Source organism: Streptomyces sp. NPDC046349 (assembly GCF_055587885.1).
Genome location: NZ_JBVJFK010000001.1, coordinates 784,327 through 801,267 on the forward strand (window position 1 = coordinate 784,327; position 16,941 = coordinate 801,267).

14 protein-coding genes are annotated in these 16,941 nt (G+C 70.2%); 9 read left to right on the top strand and 5 right to left on the bottom strand.

Annotated elements, in window-relative coordinates:
- Positions 1 to 64 precede the first annotated feature (64 nt).
- Both ACZ6JS_RS03660 and eccCa read right to left on the bottom strand, forming a co-directional pair.
- On the bottom strand, positions 65 to 310 hold the full coding sequence (locus ACZ6JS_RS03660) for a DUF397 domain-containing protein (protein WP_136234495.1): 246 nt from the start codon (positions 308 to 310) through the stop codon (positions 65 to 67).
- A gap of 109 nt (positions 311 to 419) precedes the next feature.
- Positions 420 to 4,376 carry a type VII secretion protein EccCa gene (gene eccCa, locus ACZ6JS_RS03665; protein WP_469295491.1) on the bottom strand — a complete coding sequence of 1,319 codons (3,957 nt, stop codon included), beginning with the start codon at positions 4,374 to 4,376 and terminating at the stop codon, positions 420 to 422.
- Positions 4,377 to 4,572: 196 nt separating this feature from the next.
- Here eccCa and eccD point away from each other — a divergent pair, with 196 nt between their 5' ends.
- The 6 genes from eccD (at position 4,573) to ACZ6JS_RS03695 (ending at position 11,698) form a co-directional block, all read left to right on the top strand.
- Entirely contained in the window at positions 4,573 to 6,078 is a 1,506-nt protein-coding gene (gene eccD / locus ACZ6JS_RS03670) for a type VII secretion integral membrane protein EccD (RefSeq protein ID WP_469295492.1), read from the top strand.
- Between the two features lie 181 nt (positions 6,079 to 6,259).
- Positions 6,260 to 6,547 (top strand): 30S ribosomal protein S15, encoded by a 288-nt coding sequence (rpsO, locus tag ACZ6JS_RS03675; protein ID WP_030011220.1) that lies wholly within the window; start codon positions 6,260 to 6,262, stop codon positions 6,545 to 6,547.
- A 305-nt stretch (positions 6,548 to 6,852) separates the two neighbouring features.
- On the top strand, positions 6,853 to 9,075 hold the full coding sequence (locus ACZ6JS_RS03680; protein ID WP_469295566.1) for a polyribonucleotide nucleotidyltransferase: 2,223 nt from the start codon (positions 6,853 to 6,855) through the stop codon (positions 9,073 to 9,075).
- A complete protein-coding gene (locus ACZ6JS_RS03685; protein WP_469295494.1) occupies positions 9,072 to 10,451 on the top strand; it encodes a M16 family metallopeptidase in 1,380 nt (459 codons plus the stop codon). The genes ACZ6JS_RS03680 and ACZ6JS_RS03685 overlap by 4 nt, the downstream gene beginning before the upstream one ends.
- Positions 10,452 to 10,477: 26 nt before the next feature.
- Entirely contained in the window at positions 10,478 to 11,230 is a 753-nt protein-coding gene (dapB, locus tag ACZ6JS_RS03690) for a 4-hydroxy-tetrahydrodipicolinate reductase (protein WP_469295495.1), read from the top strand.
- 15 nt (positions 11,231 to 11,245) lie between these two features.
- Positions 11,246 to 11,698, top strand: a complete 453-nt coding sequence (locus ACZ6JS_RS03695) for a hypothetical protein (RefSeq protein WP_469295497.1) — start codon at positions 11,246 to 11,248, stop codon at positions 11,696 to 11,698.
- 52 nt (positions 11,699 to 11,750) lie between these two features.
- Here ACZ6JS_RS03695 and ACZ6JS_RS03700 read toward each other — a convergent pair whose 3' ends face one another.
- Both ACZ6JS_RS03700 and ACZ6JS_RS03705 read right to left on the bottom strand, forming a co-directional pair.
- A complete protein-coding gene (locus ACZ6JS_RS03700; protein WP_469295499.1) occupies positions 11,751 to 12,314 on the bottom strand; it encodes a hypothetical protein in 564 nt (187 codons plus the stop codon).
- Positions 12,315 to 12,362: 48 nt separating this feature from the next.
- Positions 12,363 to 12,602, bottom strand: a complete 240-nt coding sequence (locus ACZ6JS_RS03705) for a hypothetical protein (RefSeq protein ID WP_030651221.1) — start codon at positions 12,600 to 12,602, stop codon at positions 12,363 to 12,365.
- 212 nt (positions 12,603 to 12,814) lie between these two features.
- Between ACZ6JS_RS03705 and thyX the strand changes: the two genes are divergently transcribed.
- The 3 genes from thyX to ACZ6JS_RS03720 all read left to right on the top strand — a co-directional run bounded on the left by thyX (position 12,815) and on the right by ACZ6JS_RS03720 (position 16,465).
- Positions 12,815 to 13,555, top strand: a complete 741-nt coding sequence (thyX, locus tag ACZ6JS_RS03710; RefSeq protein ID WP_469295501.1) for an FAD-dependent thymidylate synthase — start codon at positions 12,815 to 12,817, stop codon at positions 13,553 to 13,555.
- Positions 13,556 to 13,755: 200 nt separating this feature from the next.
- Positions 13,756 to 14,655: a 4-hydroxy-tetrahydrodipicolinate synthase gene (gene dapA / locus ACZ6JS_RS03715; protein WP_469295503.1), complete on the top strand. Its 900-nt coding sequence runs from the start codon at positions 13,756 to 13,758 to the stop codon at positions 14,653 to 14,655.
- Between the two features lie 124 nt (positions 14,656 to 14,779).
- Complete coding sequence (locus ACZ6JS_RS03720) at positions 14,780 to 16,465, top strand: ribonuclease J (protein ID WP_469295504.1); 1,686 nt, start codon at positions 14,780 to 14,782, stop codon at positions 16,463 to 16,465.
- A gap of 145 nt (positions 16,466 to 16,610) precedes the next feature.
- Here ACZ6JS_RS03720 and ACZ6JS_RS03725 read toward each other — a convergent pair.
- Positions 16,611 to 16,941, bottom strand: a 331-nt coding sequence (locus ACZ6JS_RS03725; RefSeq protein WP_469295505.1) for a hypothetical protein, incomplete at its 5' end; no start/stop codon positions are given.

Below are 16,941 nucleotides of genomic sequence, written 5' to 3' on the forward strand. Positions count from 1 at the left end.
GAGACGCCGAGGGGGCGCGCCCGTACCGGGCGCGCCCCCTCGGCGTCCGCTGCCGCCCCGCGCCTCAGGGCTGCTGGCGGTCCAGGTCGAACTCGCCGTCCCTGGCGCCGAGTACGAAGGCCTCCCACTCGGCGGCCGTGTAGCGCAGCACCGTCTCCCGGTCCAGCGAGGACCGCATCGCCACCGCCCCGTCGGGCAGCCGCGCGATCTCCACCCGCTCCTCGTCCGGGCTGGTCCCCGGCGGCCCTTCCCACTCCACGCCGCTGATGTCGAGCGCGTACAGCTCGTCCTTCTCCTGCTGGGTGCCCATGAGCGGCCTTTCCCTCGGTGCTGCGGTCTTCCCCGCCGATTATCGGGGAGGCGCCGCCGGCCGGGACGGCTTTCCAGCCGATCCGGCCGACGCACGACGCCCCCGGAGCTCACATACCGCCCGGCATCCTGCCGAGCTGGACCAGCGACGTGCCCCGCCGGCGCGAGACGAAGTAGCCCCGGCCCGGCGGCATCGGACGCGGCCGGACCGTGCCGACCAGATCACCCTCGGCGGGATCGCCCGACAGGACGACGCCCTGCGCACCCAGCTCCTTGATCCGCTGCATGAACGACTCGTACATCGAGCGAGAGGCACCCGCCGAGCTGCGCGCGATGATGAAGCGCACCCCCGTGTCGCGGGCGAACGGGAGGTACTCCACCAGCGGCGCCAGCGGATTGCCCTGGCTCGTGGCCACCAGGTCGAAGTCGTCGATGATGATGAACACGTCCGGACCCGTCCACCAGCTGCGGTCGCGCAGCTGCTGGGGAGTGACGTCCTGCGGGGGCTGCCGCCTCGAGAACACCCCGCCCAGTGCCTCCATGTGCATCTGCAGGGAGCTCGCCATCGGGGCGTACTCCAACAGGTGCTCCTCCGGCAGCGCCCCCAGCAGGGTCCGCCGGTAGTCGCCCACGACCAGCCGCGCCTGCTCGGGCGTGTACCGCTCCGCGATCTGCTTGGCGATGAGCCGCAGCAGGTTCGTCTTGCCCGACTCGCTCTCGCCGAAGACCAGCAGGAAGGGATCGGTCTCGAAGTCGACGAACACCGGCTCCAGATCGGTCTCGTCGATGCCGATCGAGATCCCGCGCTCGGGGAACTCCCCGCCCTTGGGCAGCTGGTCGGAATGGAGCAGCCGCGGCAGCAGCCGTACGCCCGGAGCCGCCGGCCCCGTCCAGTTCTGCCGGACCGCCTCCACGAAGGCCGTCGTGGCCTCCGACAGGTCGGCGGCCTCATGAGAGCCGTCGATCCGCGGCAGCGCGCCCAGGAAGTGCAGCTTCTCCGGCACCTGGCCGCGGCCCGGCATCCCCTGCGGGACGTTCGCGGCGACCTTCCGGTCGAACTCGGAGTCCATGGTGTCGCCGAGCCGCAGCTCCAGCCGGCCCAGCATCTGGTCCTTGAGCGCGGCCCGCACCTCCATGTACCGCGCAGCGGTGATCACCACGTGGATGCCGTAGCCCAGACCGCGGGAGGCGATGTCCGTGACGATCTGCTCCAGGACCTCGTACTCGCCGCGGAAGTTGCCCCAGCCGTCGACGATCAGGAACACGTCGCCCCACGGCTCGTGCGGCAGGTCGCCCGCCGCCCGCCGGCGCCGGTACGTTCCGATCGAGTCGATGTTGTTCGCGCGGAAGAACTCCTCGCGGCGGTTGAGGATGCCCCCCACCTCCGCGACCGTGCGCCGCACCCGCTCCGGGTCCAGACGCGAGGCGACACCGCCCACGTGCGGCAGGTCGGCGATCGCCGAAAGGCTTCCGCCACCGAAGTCCAGCCCGTAGAACTGCACCTCGCGCGGGGTGTGCGTCAGCGCGAAGGACGACACCAGCGTCCGCATCAGCGTCGACTTGCCCGACTGCGGACCGCCCACCACCATCAGGTGGCCGGCCGCACCCGAGAAGTCGCGGTACAGCACCTCGCGCCGCTGCTCGAACGGCTTGTCGATGAGGCCGAGCGGCACGATCAGCCCGCCGGGCCGCGTGTAGCCCTCCGCGTGCAGCCCGCGCTCCGCACTCGGCGCCAGCGCCGGAAGCAGCTGGTCCAGCGGCGGAGCCTGGTCGAGGGGCGGCAGCCACACCTGGTGCGCCGGCACCCCCTGGCCCTCCAGCCGGCTCACGATCACGTCCAGCACGGTGTCCGCGAGCGCGTCGTCCTCCCGCCCCGACCGCGCCGCCAGGTACGCCGGGTCCGGGGCCGCGTACACCACCGGCACCGGCGCCGCCGTGAACAGCGCGGGCCGCCGCTCCACCGGGAACTGCCCCACCGACAGGTCCGGACCGCCCGAGCGGTAGGTGCCCGAGACGTACGCTGCCTTGAAGCGCACCATCTCGTCCGTGCCGAACTTCAGATAGCCCGAACCGGGCACCGACGGCAGGTGGTAGGCGTCCGGCACACCGATCGCCGTCCGCGACTCCGCCGCGGAGAAGGTCCGCAGACCGATCCGGTACGACAGGTACGTGTCCAGGCCGCGCAGCTTGCCCTCCTCCAGCCGCTGCGAGGCCAGCAGCAGGTGCACGCCCAGCGAACGGCCGATGCGGCCGATCTGGATGAACATGTCGATGAAGTCGGGCTTCGCCGTCAGCAGCTCGCTGAACTCGTCGATGACCAGCACCAGCGACGCCAGCGGCTCCAGCGGTGCGCCGGCCGCGCGGGCCTTCTCGTAGTCGTGGATGTTCGCGTAGTTGCCCGCCGAACGCAGCAGCTCCTGCCGGCGCTGCAGCTCGCCGCGGATCGAGTCGCCCATGCGGTCCACGAGCGTCAGGTCGTCCGCCAGGTTCGTGATGACAGCAGCGACGTGCGGCATCTGGCCCATGCCCGTGAAGGTCGCACCGCCCTTGAAGTCGGCGAGCACGAAGTTCAGCGTCTCCGAGGTGTGCGTGACCGCCAGACCCAGCACCAGCGTGCGCAGCAGCTCCGACTTGCCGGAACCGGTCGCACCCACGCACAGGCCGTGCGGGCCCATGCCCTCCTGCGCGGCCTCCTTCAGGTCCAGCATCACCGGGCCGCCGTCCTCGCCCACGCCGATCGGCACGCGCAGCCTCTCACCGGCGGACCGCGGCCGCCAGGTCCGCGCCACGTCGACGGCGGCCGCGTCGCCCAGGTTCAGCAGGTCCGTGAAGTCCAGGTTCGCCAGCAGCGGCTCGTCGTCGTCCCCGCCGCCCGTGCGCAGCGGCGCCAGCTGCCGCGCCAGAGCCTCCGCCGCGGGCAGCGACAGGGTGTCCGGGACACCCTCGTACGCCACCCCGCCGCCGGATTCCAGACGCAGCCGGCCCGGACGCACCACGACCGACAGACCGCCGCGCGGCTCGTCGAGCTCGCCCGCGACCACCTCGATGATGGTGACGCCCTGCAGGCCCTCGGCCGCCGCGAACACCGAGTCCGGGGGGACCATGCCACCGTCCAGCACCACCACCAGGTGCGGTTGGTCCAGCACCGGGGACACGTCGCGGCTGAACCGCGGCCGCCCCTCCAGCCGGGACGCCAGCATCCCCTCCAGCTCGGCCAGGTCGTCGCCGAACAGCCGCTTGGTGCCGGCCCCGTCGACCTGCCCGGGGAGCTGCGTGTGCGGCAGCCACTTCGTCCAGTCCCACGACGGCACCGCACCCGGCGCGGCCACCACGGCCACCATCAGGTCCTCGGGGGAGTGCAGCGTCACCAGCTGCGCGACCATCGCCCGCGCCGCGCTGCGCGCCGACTCCGGCTCCCCGGACACCGCCACGTGGTAGAAGGCGCGCAAGGACACCGCCATCGGCAGCCCGTCCAACGAGGAGTGCACCTTCAGGAAGCGCTGCATCGCGCCCGCAGTCAGCGGCTCCAGCTCGTCCACCGGCGCCGTCTCGGGCGCCACCAGCGGGGTCGCCAGGCGCTGCGCACCCAGCCCCAGCCGGGCCTGCCCGAAGTCCGGGTCGCCGATCCGCCGCTCCCACAGCCGCGAACCGTCCGCCACCACCGACCACAACTGCTCCGGGGACGGGTGCAGGTACAGCTGCGCGTCGCGCTGCGTCCGCGCGGTCCGCCGCACCTGACGGCGCGTCTGGGCGAGGTACTTGAGGTAGTCCCGGCGCACATCGGCCATTTGCCCCTGCGTACCGCGCCGGTAGCGCACGAGCTGCACCACGACCATGCCCACCGTCGAGGCCAGCATCAGCACACCCATGATGCGCATGAAAGGGGCCGCGCCCGGCATGAAGAAGAAGACGACGGAGGAGCCCATGCCGAGCATCGGCAGGAGCTGCATCAGCATGCCCTCCTGCTGCCCGCGCGGAAGTTCGGGAGGAGCCTCCAGCCTCAGCTCCTCCGAGGGAACCTCGGGCGGCAGGGACCGCGGCGGGCGTTTGACGACGATCTGGCTCACCGGAGCATCAATCCCTCGAAAACGGACGGGACGTCGCAACCGGCGCCCCCAAGTCCCGGGCGCGCAGGGGGTATCCCCAGCGCGACGGTGATCCTACTTGCCGACTGTCGCTCATACGCCCGGTAGGGTGTCGCGCGCAGCATGCGCATCCGCGAATCGAGCACGGGCGCGGACACCAACCAAGGGGGTCACGCAGGTGAGTACGGCCGGGACGACGGGTTTCTGCAGGGTCACCGTCGTGGCCCCCGACAGCCGCATCGACGTCGCCCTCCCCGAGGACATCGCCGTCGCCGACGTCTACCCCGAGCTGCTGCGCCTCACCGGCCAGACCCAGCCCGTCGGCGCCCCGACCGGCTTCCACCTCGTCCGCCGGTCCGGGACCGTCCTCGACGGGGCCCGCACCCTCGCCGCCCAGCAGGTCCTCGACGGCGAGGTGCTGAGCCTGCGCCCCTTCGCCGAGTCCCTGCCGCCGGCCGTCTTCGACGACGTCTCCGACGCGGTCGCCTCCGCCGTCGTCCGCGACCGGCACCGCTGGAGCGACGACATGCTGCGCGGCGCGGGCCTCGCCGGCTCCGCCGTGCTGCTCGTGATGCTGGGCTTCGTCCTCTGGTACGCCGACCCCGTCCGCCACGACATGCACGGCCTGCCCGGAATCATCGCGGGCGCCGTCGGGATCCTGCTCACCGCCGTGGCGGGGGTGCGCGCCCGCGTCTACCGGGACCGTCTGTCCGCCGTGGCCCTGGGCCTGGGAGCCCTCCCGCACCTGCTGATCGCAGGATCCGGGATCATCGGCCCCGCCGTCGGCCACGGACCCGGCCGACTCCAGTTCCTCCTCGGCTGCGTCTGCGTCCTGGTCGCCTCCGTCGCGCTGGTCGCGCTCACCCCCAGCGGCGACGCCCCCTTCGTCGCGGCCACCTTCGTCGCCGCCACCGGCACTCTCGCCACCTTCGCCGCAATCGCCACCGAGGCCTCCGCGACCTACACCGCAGCCGTCTGCGCGCCCGTCGCCATCGGCCTCGTCGCCTTCCTGCCCGGCCTCTCCGCACGCTTCGCCCGCCTGCCCATCGGCTACGCGGCCCCGCAGAGCGCCACCGAGGACTACGAGACCCCGGACCGCTACGAGACCGCCCCGTACGGCGACCAGGCCGACGCCGAGCAGCACGAGCAGGGCGCCCCGCTGGACGCCGAGGCGATCGCCGCCCAGGCCCGCCGCGGGCACGAGATGCTGCTGGGCCTGGTCGGCGGCTGCGCCGCGGTCGCCGTGGCCGCCGCCGCCGTCCTGGGCTTCTCCGACAACACCTGGGGCCGCCTCCTGGCCCTGGCCACCGGGCTCGCCATGCTGCTGCGCGCCCGCCTCTTCCGCTACACCTCCCAAGTGGTCTGCGCCCTGGCCGCAGGCCTCGCCGCCGTCGCGCTGCTGATCCTCGGCCTGTCCCTGCACCCGCCGCAGGCGCTGCTCGAAGCCCTCGTCGTGGAGCAGGACCGCAGCGGCCTGGACCTCCGTACGATCTGGCTCACCGCCGCCGTCGGCGCCGGCGCGGCGCTCCTCGCGGGAATTGCGCTTGTCATCCCCCGCAAGGGCCTGTCACCCTTCTGGGGAAGGCTGCTCGACCTCACCGAGGCGGCGGTCCTGCTCAGCCTGGTGCCCCTGACCCTGGCCGTGCTCGACGTGTATGCCCGGGCCCGCGCTCTCACCAGCTGAGACGGGGCGGAGCGGCAGCCTGGTACGCTGTGTGACGGCCGTTTGTGTACGCGTCCCCGGATTCCTTTCGAAGGGTCTGTGGACTGCGCTCAGCGGACCCCGCCTCCCGAGTAACGGAAGCTCCCCAGAGACTCAGACCTGGGGCACTCGGTGGCAACGAAGACCTGAACGAGGAGTACGCGTGCCGCTCGACGCCGCTACGAAGAAGCAGATCATCACCGAATTCGGTGCCAAGGAGGGCGACACCGGCTCCCCCGAGGTCCAGGTTGCGATGCTCTCCCGCCGCATCTCGGACCTGACCGAGCACCTCAAGACCCACAAGCACGACCACCACTCCCGTCGTGGTCTGCTGATCCTGGTCGGCCAGCGTCGCCGCCTGCTGCAGTACCTGGCCAAGAAGGACATCCAGCGCTTCCGTACGCTGGTCGAGCGCCTCGGCATCCGCCGCGGTGCGGCCGGCGCCAAGTAAGACGCCGTGAAGGGAGCGGTTCCCACATCCGGGGGCCGCTCCCTTTGCTGTACGTGCGATACGGACCGGTCCCTTTGTAGTCTGGAACGGACGCACGTGTACGTCCGACGACGAGACGTGCACAACTGAAGAGGAGGAGCGCCCTCCCACGCCGCCGGTCCTCGGTAGTGGCACCCGGAATGCCCCACGGGCAACGAACCGGGTGCTTCGATCGAAGACCGGCCAGCACCCCAGGAGCGCTTCTCCGCAACCGTCCTCCGCCACACGGGCGGCGGACGGAGACGACGAAAATGGAGAAAACGCTAGTGGAGAACGAGACCCACTACGCCGAGGCCGTCATTGACAACGGTTCCTTCGGCACCCGCACCATCCGCTTCGAGACGGGCCGTCTGGCCCGCCAGGCCGCCGGCTCCGCCGTTGCCTACCTGGACGACGACACGATGGTGCTTTCCGCCACCACCGCGTCGAAGAAGCCCAAGGACCAGCTCGACTTCTTCCCCCTGACGGTGGACGTCGAGGAGCGGCAGTACGCGGCCGGCAAGATCCCCGGCTCCTTCTTCCGCCGTGAGGGCCGGCCCTCCGAGGACGCGATCCTCACCTGCCGCCTGATCGACCGCCCGCTGCGCCCGTCCTTCAAGAAGGGGCTGCGCAACGAGATCCAGGTCGTCGCCACGGTCATGGCGCTCAACCCGGACCACCTGTACGACGTCATCGCGATCAACGCCGCGTCCGCGTCCACCCAGCTCGCCGGCCTGCCCTTCTCCGGTCCGATCGGCGGCGTCCGCGTCGCGCTGATCCGCGGCCAGTGGGTCGCCTTCCCGACGCACACCGAGCTCGAGGACGCGGTCTTCGACATGGTCGTCGCGGGTCGCACCCTCGAGGACGGCGACGTCGCGATCATGATGGTCGAGGCCGAGGCCACCGAGAAGACCATCGCCCTCGTCAAGGGCGGCGCCGAGGCGCCGACCGAGGAGATCGTCGCCGCGGGCCTCGACGCCGCGAAGCCGTTCATCAAGGTCCTCTGCAAGGCCCAGGCGGACCTGGCGGCCAAGGCCGCCAAGCCCGAGGGCGAGTTCCCGGTCTTCCTGGACTACCAGGACGACGTGTACGAGGCCCTCGCGACCGCCGTCAAGGGCGAGCTCTCCCAGGCGCTGACCATCGCCGGCAAGCAGGACCGCGAGGCCGAGCTGGACCGCGTCAAGGAGCTCGCCGCCGACAAGCTCCTCCCGGCCTTCGAAGGCCGCGAGAAGGAGATCTCGGCCGCGTACCGCAGCCTGACCAAGGCCCTGGTGCGCGAGCGCGTCATCAAGGACAAGGTCCGCATCGACGGCCGCGGGATCACGGACATCCGCACCCTCGCCGCCGAGGTCGAGGCCATCCCGCGCGTGCACGGCTCGGCGCTGTTCGAGCGTGGCGAGACCCAGATCCTGGGCGTCACCACCCTCAACATGCTCCGCATGGAGCAGCAGCTGGACACCCTCTCCCCGGTGACCCGCAAGCGCTACATGCACAACTACAACTTCCCGCCGTACTCCGTCGGCGAGACCGGCCGCGTCGGTTCGCCGAAGCGCCGCGAGATCGGCCACGGCGCGCTCGCCGAGCGCGCGATCGTGCCGGTCCTCCCGACCCGCGAGGAGTTCCCCTACGCGATCCGCCAGGTGTCCGAGGCCCTCGGCTCCAACGGTTCGACGTCCATGGGCTCGGTCTGCGCCTCCACCATGTCCCTGCTGAACGCCGGTGTGCCCCTCAAGGCCCCCGTCGCCGGTATCGCCATGGGCCTGATCTCCCAGGAGATCGACGGCAAGACCCACTACGTCGCCCTCACCGACATCCTCGGTGCGGAGGACGCCTTCGGCGACATGGACTTCAAGGTCGCCGGCACCAAGGAGTTCGTCACCGCGCTCCAGCTGGACACCAAGCTCGACGGCATCCCGGCCTCCGTCCTGGCCGCCGCCCTCAAGCAGGCCCGCGACGCCCGCCTCCACATCCTCGACGTGATGATGGAAGCGATCGACACGCCGGACGAGATGTCCCCCAACGCCCCGCGGATCATCACCGTCAAGATCCCGGTGGACAAGATCGGTGAGGTCATCGGCCCCAAGGGCAAGATGATCAACCAGATCCAGGAGGACACCGGCGCCGAGATCACGATCGAGGACGACGGCACCATCTACATCGGTGCCGCCGACGGCCCGGCCGCCGAGGCCGCCCGCGCCACGATCAACGGCATCGCCAACCCGACCATGCCGGAGGTCGGCGAGCGCTACCTGGGTACGGTCGTCAAGACCACCACCTTCGGTGCCTTCGTCTCCCTGCTCCCCGGCAAGGACGGCCTGCTGCACATCTCGCAGATCCGCAAGCTCGCCGGTGGCAAGCGTGTGGAGAACGTCGAGGACGTGCTCGCGGTCGGCACCAAGGTCCAGGTCGAGATCGCCGAGATCGACCAGCGCGGCAAGCTCTCCCTGATCCCCGTGATCGACGGCGAGGCCGCCGGCGACGACGCTGACAAGGACGACTCCGACAAGTGACGTCGCGTAGTTCCCGTGTGACGGCCCGCCCCTCTTCGGAGGGGCGGGCCGTCGCCCGTACCCAAACCCTGCTCAAGGGGCAGAACGGCATCGGCACCGTCCGCCGCACCGTCCTGCCCGGCGGACTGCGCGTCGTCACCGAGACGCTGCCCTCCGTCCGCTCCGCCACCTTCGGCATCTGGGCCCATGTCGGCTCCCGCGACGAGACGCCCACGCTGAACGGCGCCACGCACTACCTGGAGCACCTCCTCTTCAAGGGCACGCGACGGCGCAGCGCCCTCGACATCTCCTCCGCGATCGACGCGGTCGGCGGCGAGATGAACGCCTTCACGGCGAAGGAGTACACCTGCTACTACGCGCGGGTGCTCGACACCGACCTGCCGCTCGCCATCGACGTGGTGTGCGACATGCTCACCGGCTCGCTGATCCGCGAGGAGGACGTCGACGCCGAGCGCGGGGTCATCCTCGAAGAGATCGCGATGACCGAGGACGACCCGGGCGACATGGTCCACGACCTGTTCGCCCAGACCATGTACGGGGACACCCCGCTCGGCCGCCCCGTCCTCGGCACCGTCGACACGATCAACGCCCTCGGCGCCGACCGGATCCGCCGCTTCTACAAGAAGCACTACGACCCGACCCACCTCGTCGTGGCCGCAGCCGGAAACGTCGAACACGACAAGGTCGTACGCCAGGTCCGCGCCGCCTTCGAGAAGGCCGGCGCCCTCACCCGCACCGACGCCGAGCCGATCGGCCCGCGCACCGGTACCCGGCGCATCCGCACCTCCGGCCGTGTCGACCTGGTGAGCCGCAAGACCGAGCAGGCCCACGTGGTCCTCGGCATGCCCGGCCTCGCCCGCACGGACGAGCGCCGCTGGGCGCTCGGCGTGCTGAACACGGCTCTCGGCGGCGGCATGTCCTCCCGCCTGTTCCAGGAGGTCCGGGAGAAGCGCGGCCTCGCCTACAGCGTCTACTCGTACACCTCGGGCTTCGCCGACACCGGCCTCTTCGGCGTGTACGCGGGCTGCCGGCCCAACCAGGTCCACGACGTCCTGCGCATCTGCCGCGACGAGCTCGACAAGGTCGCGACGGAGGGCCTCGCGGACGACGAGATCAAGCGGGCCATCGGCCAGCTCTCCGGCTCGACCGTCCTGGGCCTCGAGGACACCGGCGCGCTCATGAACCGCATCGGCAAGAGCGAGCTGTGCTGGGGCGACCAGATGTCGGTCGACGAGATGCTCGCCCGGATCGCCGCGGTCACCCCGGACGACGTCCGCTCGGTCGCACAGGATGTACTGGCCCAGCGGCCCTCGCTGGCGGTGATCGGCCCGCTGAAGGAGAAGCAGGCCGCCCGCCTCGACGAGGTCGTCGCCTAGTTCCGTACACACGTTAGGAAGCAACTATGAGCAAGCTGCGCGTGGCAGTCCTCGGCGCCCAGGGCCGTATCGGCTCCGAGGCGGTCAAGGCGGTCGAGGCCGCGGAGGACATGGAACTCGTCGCGGCGCTCGGCCGCGGCGACAAGCTGGAGACGCTGGCCGAGGCCGGCGCCCAGGTCGCCGTCGAGCTGACCACCCCCGCCTCGGTCATGGAGAACCTCGAGTTCCTCGTCCGCAACGGCATCCACGGTGTGGTCGGCACCACCGGCTGGACCGAGGACCGCCTCGCCCAGCTCGACACCTGGCTCGCCGCCTCCCCCAAGACCGGTGTGCTCATCGCGCCGAACTTCTCCATCGGCGCCGTCCTCACCATGAAGTTCGCCGCCCAGGCCGCCCGCTACTTCGAGTCCGTCGAGGTCGTCGAGCTGCACCACCCGAACAAGGTCGACGCCCCCTCCGGCACCGCGACCCGTACCGCGCAGCTCATCGCGGCCGCCCGCGCCGAGGCCGGCCTCGGCGCGCAGCCCGACGCCACCGCCACCGCCCTCGACGGCGCGCGCGGCGCCGACGTCGACGGCGTCCCGGTGCACGCCGTCCGCCTGCGCGGTCTGCTCGCGCACCAGGAGGTCCTCCTCGGCGGCGAGGGCGAGACCCTGACCATCCGTCACGATTCCCTGCATCACAGCAGCTTCATGCCGGGCATCCTGCTCGGCGCGCGCCGCGTGACGCAGACCCCGGGCCTCACCTTCGGCCTGGAAAACTTCCTCGACCTGGGCTGACCGGACTGATTCACGATGCGCGCGAAGATCACGTACTTCATCACGGCCGCCGTCCTGGTCGTCTACTTCGTCCTGGTCGGCAGCCGGGGCCTGCTGCTGATCCAGCAGGGAACCCTGCTCACCGTCACCTTCGGGGTGGCCGTGCTCGTCCTGCCGCTCATCGGCATCTGGTTCCTCTGGAAGAACACGCAGTTCGTCACCAGGGCCAACCAGCTCGCCGGCGAGCTCGAGGCCGAGGGGGGCCTGCCCGTGGACGAGCTGGAGCGCGACCAGTACGGCCGGATCCTGCGGGACTCCGCCGACGAGGTCTTCGCACGCCGCAAGGCCGAGACCGAGGACGCACCGGGGGACTGGCGCAGCTGGTTCCGGCTCGCCGTCGCCTACCACGACGCACGGGACACCCCGCGGGCGCGCAAGGCCATGCAGCGGGCGATCGCCCTGCACGACAAGAAGCCCGTACAGGTCTGACACCTGTACGGGCTCCTCGAGGCGCGTCCCGTCGTACCCGGCGACCCGGGTGTCAGGCGGGCACGGGCCGGTACTCCTCGGCCCAGGCCTCGACCGTGTCCGCCGCCCGGTCGAATGCCTCCGGCCGCGACAGGAAGTCGGCGTTGTGGTCGGTCAGCAGCACCGGCTGCTCGTCGACGCCCCGGGCGGACACCGTCAGCGCCTGCCCCTGCACGGTCCGCGGCAGCCCGAGCCAGCGCACCGGCTGCTGCACCGTGCGGATCTCGGTGACCTCGTTCCAGGCGATCGTCCGGGTCACGAAGAAGCCGACCCTGCGCAGACCCGTGCGGCTGACCCACACGCCGACCCGCAGCATCTGCAGCGCCGACGCGAGGACGGCCAGGGCGGCGACCAGGCAGGCGCCCGCCCCGGCCCAGCCCCCGCCGGCGAAGGCGACGATCATGGTGGCCAGGAGCATGAAGGCGGACAGCAGGAGCAGCACCGCGGAGATGGCCACGCGCCAGGGGCCGGGCCGGTAGGGCCGCCGCCAGCGGTCGTGATCGGCGTGGGCCAGGACCTCGTCGACATCGTCATCCGCATCGGATGCGCCGTCGGCCGTCAGGAAGGACAGGGGCACGGCTGGACCTCACTCACATGCACGTTCGGTTGGGCTGTGCCCGTGAGGCTACCGCCCCTCGGACGCGGTCGACTGCTGCGACTTCTCCGGTGCCTTGTTCGGCTGCAGCGCCGGTATGCCGAAGAGCAGCGAGCCGGCGAGTCCCGCGACCACGGTCAGCCCGACCAGACTACGGGCGGCCAACTGGGCCTTGCCCAAGCGCTCGCGCGGCGGTGGAGTGACATTGCTGCGGAAACGGTCGGCCTCGGCGACGAAGGCGAACGGAACGGGTTCGCGCCGGCGAAACATGAGAGGGAATCTCCTCGGGCTCGATGCGGGTGCGTTCTGTCTGTAGGACGCACGGGCCGCCCAATCCGTGCCGGATTTCGGGACATTAACCAAAATTCGTGGCTGTGCGTCAGCTGTGCGAGTGCCCCGGCGGCAGGTGAGCATGCGCGGGGACCCGCGAGGGGCGCCGTAGAGTGGGCGCGCCCCAGGACGCACGTTTGGAAGGACCCCCGGTGAGCGAGACCGCCGCTTCAGATCTGAAACCCAGCTTCCGCAGCGACGTGACGGTGGAGCTGGTGAAGCACTCCGCCGCCGACTCCGACGTGCTGTGGGCGGCCCGCGTCTCCACGGCCGGCGAGCAGTCCCTGGAGGAGCTGCAGAAGGACCCGGAGCGCTCCAAGGGCCTCATCAACTACCTGATGCGGGACCGCCACGGCAGCCCGTTCGAGCACAACTCGATGACCTTCTTCATCAGCGCCCCGATCTTCGTCTTCCGGGAGTTCATGCGTCACCGCGTGGGCTGGTCGTACAACGAGGAATCGGGCCGCTACAGGGAGCTCGAGCCGGTCTTCTACGTGCCGGACGCCGAGCGCAAGCTCGTCCAGGAGGGCCGTCCCGGCAAGTACGTCTTCGTCGAGGGCACCCAGGCGCAGCAGGAGCTGACCGCCCGCGTCATGGAGGACTCCTACGTGCAGGCGTACGAGGCCTACCGGGAGATGCTGGCCGCGGGCGTGGCCCGGGAGGTCGCCCGTTCGGTCCTGCCGGTCGGCCTCTTCTCCTCGATGTACGCCACCTGCAACGCCCGCTCGCTGATGCACTTCCTGGGCCTGCGCACCCAGCACGAGCTCGCGGCCGTCCCGTCCTTCCCGCAGCGGGAGATCGAGATGGTCGGCGAGAAGATGGAGCAGCACTGGGCCAAGCTCATGCCGCTGACGTACGCGGCGTACAACAGCAACGGGCGCGTTGCCCCGTAAGGGCCGTTACACCCGTGGCGTACAGATGTACGGAGTCAAGTCCTAGGTGTCCGTATTGCGACGTTTCGTAAACTTCATCTAGGCTGATCAAACGGACCCGGCACTGCTTGAACCCCCGAGCAGGCAGTGCCGGCGTCCAACACCCCGTTGACGTCCCCCGAGGGGACACCGCGAGCATGGCAGCGAGTAGCGTGTTACCCATGGCTCCGATCTCGACTCCGCAGACCCCCTTCGGGCGGGTCCTCACCGCCATGATCACGCCGTTTACGGCGGATGGCGCACTCGACCTCGACGGCGCGCAGCAGCTCGCCGTCCACCTGGTGGACGCAGGCAACGACGGCCTGATCGTCAACGGCACCACCGGTGAGTCGCCCACCACCACCGACGCGGAGAAAAACGACCTCGTACGAGCCGTCCTCGAAGCCGTCGGAGACCGCGCCCACGTGGTCGCCGGCATCGGTACCAACGACACCCGCCACACCCTGGAGCTGGCGCGACAGGCCGAGCGCACCGGCGCACACGGCCTGCTCGCCGTCACCCCGTACTACAGCAAGCCCCCGCAGGAGGGCCTCCACCGGCACTTCACGGCGATCGCCGATGCGACGGAGCTGCCGGTCATGCTCTACGACATCCCCGGCCGCAGCGGTGTCCCGATCGAGACGGAAACCCTGGTCCGGCTGGCGGAGCACCCCCGGATCGTGGCCAACAAGGACGCCAAGGGCGACCTCGGCCGTGCCAGCTGGGCGATCGCGCGGAGCGGCCTGGCCTGGTACTCCGGCGACGACATGCTGAACCTGCCGCTCCTGTCGGTCGGCGCCGTCGGCTTCGTCTCGGTCGTCGGCCACGTGGTGACGCCCGACCTGCGCGCGATGCTGGAGGCCCACCTCGCCGGCGACGTCCAGAAGGCCGCCGAGATCCACCAGAAGCTGCTGCCCGTCTACACGGGCATGTTCCGCACGCAGGGCGTGATGACCACCAAGGGCGCGCTGAACCTGCAGGGCCTGCCCGCCGGCCCGCTGCGACTCCCGCTGATCGAACTGACCGACGAAGAGACGGCTCAGCTCAAGATCGATCTTGCCGCGGGCGGGGTACAGCTCTGACAACGGACTTCACAACTCAATAAGCACCACCGAACAAATACAGAGCAGACAACAGCAAGTGCACGAATGACATGCGCGCCACGTGCCTTCCGGGTACGTGGCGCGCGTGGTGAAGGAGACACTTTTGAGCCATCCGCATCCGGAACTCGGTCCGCCGCCGAAGCTGCCCAAGGGCGGCCTCAGGGTCACCCCCCTGGGTGGCCTCGGTGAGATCGGCCGCAACATGACCGTCTTCGAGTACGACGGTCGCCTGCTGATCGTCGACTGCGGCGTCCTCTTCCCCGAGGAGGAGCAGCCCGGCATCGACCTGATCCTGCCCGACTTCTCGTCCATCCGGGACCGCCTCGACGACATCGAGGGCATCGTCCTCACGCACGGCCACGAGGACCACATCGGCGCCGTTCCGTACCTCCTCCGGGAGAAGCCGGACATCCCGCTGATCGGCTCCAAGCTGACACTGGCCCTCATCGAGGCCAAGCTCCAGGAGCACCGCATCCGCCCCTACACCCTCGAGGTGAAGGAGGGCGAGCGCGAGGCCCTCGGCCCCTTCGACTGCGAGTTCATCGCGGTCAACCACTCCATCCCGGACGCGCTGGCCGTCGCGATCCGCACCGGCGCGGGCCTGGTCGTCGCCACCGGCGACTTCAAGATGGACCAGCTCCCGCTGGACAAGCGCCTCACGGACCTGCACGCCTTCGCGCGTCTGAGCGAGGAGGGCATCGACCTGCTGCTGTCCGACTCGACGAACGCCGAGGTCCCGGGCTTCGTCCCGCCGGAGCGCGAGATCTCCACGGTCCTGCGGAACGTGTTCGCCAACGCCCACCACCGGATCATCGTGGCCAGCTTCGCCAGCCACGTGCACCGCATCCAGCAGATCCTCGACGCCGCCCACGAGTACGGCCGCCGGGTCGCCTTCGTCGGCCGCTCGATGGTCCGCAACATGGGCATCGCCCGTGACCTGGGCTACCTCCGCGTCCCCGCCGGTCTGGTCGTGGACGTCAAGACGCTCGACGACCTGCCTCCCGAGGAGGTCGTGCTGGTCTGCACCGGTTCACAGGGCGAGCCCATGGCGGCACTGTCCCGCATGGCGAACCGCGACCACCAGATCCGGATCGTCCCGGGCGACACCGTGATCCTGGCGTCTTCCCTGATCCCGGGCAACGAGAACGCGGTCTACCGCGTGATCAACGGCCTCACCCGCTGGGGCGCCAACGTCGTGCACAAGGGCAACGCCAAGGTGCACGTCTCGGGCCACGCCTCCGCCGGCGAGCTGCTGTACTTCTACAACATCTGCAAGCCGCGGAACCTGATGCCGGTGCACGGCGAGTGGCGCCACCTGCGGGCCAACGCCGAGCTCGGCGCGATGACGGGCGTCCCGAAGGACCGCATCGTCATCGCGGAGGACGGTGTGGTCGTCGACCTGATCGACGGCAAGGCCCGCATCTCCGGAAAGGTGCAGGCGGGCTACGTGTACGTGGACGGCCTCTCCGTCGGCGACGTCACCGAGTCCTCGCTCAAGGACCGCCGGATCCTCGGCGACGAGGGCATCATCTCGGTCTATGTCGTCGTGGACAGCACCACCGGCAAGGTGGTCAGCGGTCCGAACATCCAGGCCCGCGGCTCCGGCATCGACGACGGGGCCTTCGGGCCCGTCCTCACGAAGATCGAGGAAGCCATCGCCCGCGCCGCGGCCGACGGCGTCGCCGAGCCGCACCAGATCCAGCAGCTCATCCGCCGCACGATGGGCAAGTGGGTCTCGGACAGCTACCGCCGGCGCCCGATGATCCTCCCGGTCGTCGTCGAGGTCTGATCAGGCCCTCGCCGTAGCGCCGTCACCGGAGCGGGGCAACCGGATTTGCGTCCGGGGGCCCCGCTCCAGTACGTTTGCGTCTCCACCCCGCAAGATCCCCCGGAACACACGTGTGTCCGGGGCGACTCGTGCGGGCGGGTGGAAATCAGACCGGGGAGACCTGATAAAGTCTGATCCGCCCGAAAGGGAAAGGCCCTCCAACGGCCACCGAATTCAAAACCAAGCCGGCAACGGCAAGGAAATGGTCTGGTAAGGTTGGGACCGCCGGAAAGGGAAACGCGAAAGCGAAAACCTGGAAAGCACCGAGGAAGTCGGACACGAAAGAGTCTGATAGAGTCGGAAACGCAAGACAGCAGAACGAAAGCCCGGAGGAAAGCCCGAGAGGGTGAGTACGAAGGAAGCGTCCGTTCCTTGAGAACTCAACAGCGTGCCAAAAATCAACGCCAGAAGTTGATACCCCGTCCACTTCGGTGGAT

Coding starts and splice junctions, on each gene's coding strand:
- ACZ6JS_RS03660 (WP_136234495.1), bottom strand. CDS start 310: ATGGGCACCCAGCAGGAGAAGGACGAGCTGTACGCGCTCGACATCAGC.
- dapB (WP_469295495.1), top strand. CDS start 10,478: ATGAGCAAGCTGCGCGTGGCAGTCCTCGGCGCCCAGGGCCGTATCGGC.
- ACZ6JS_RS03695 (WP_469295497.1), top strand. CDS start 11,246: ATGCGCGCGAAGATCACGTACTTCATCACGGCCGCCGTCCTGGTCGTC.
- ACZ6JS_RS03705 (WP_030651221.1), bottom strand. CDS start 12,602: ATGTTTCGCCGGCGCGAACCCGTTCCGTTCGCCTTCGTCGCCGAGGCC.
- dapA (WP_469295503.1), top strand. CDS start 13,756: ATGGCTCCGATCTCGACTCCGCAGACCCCCTTCGGGCGGGTCCTCACC.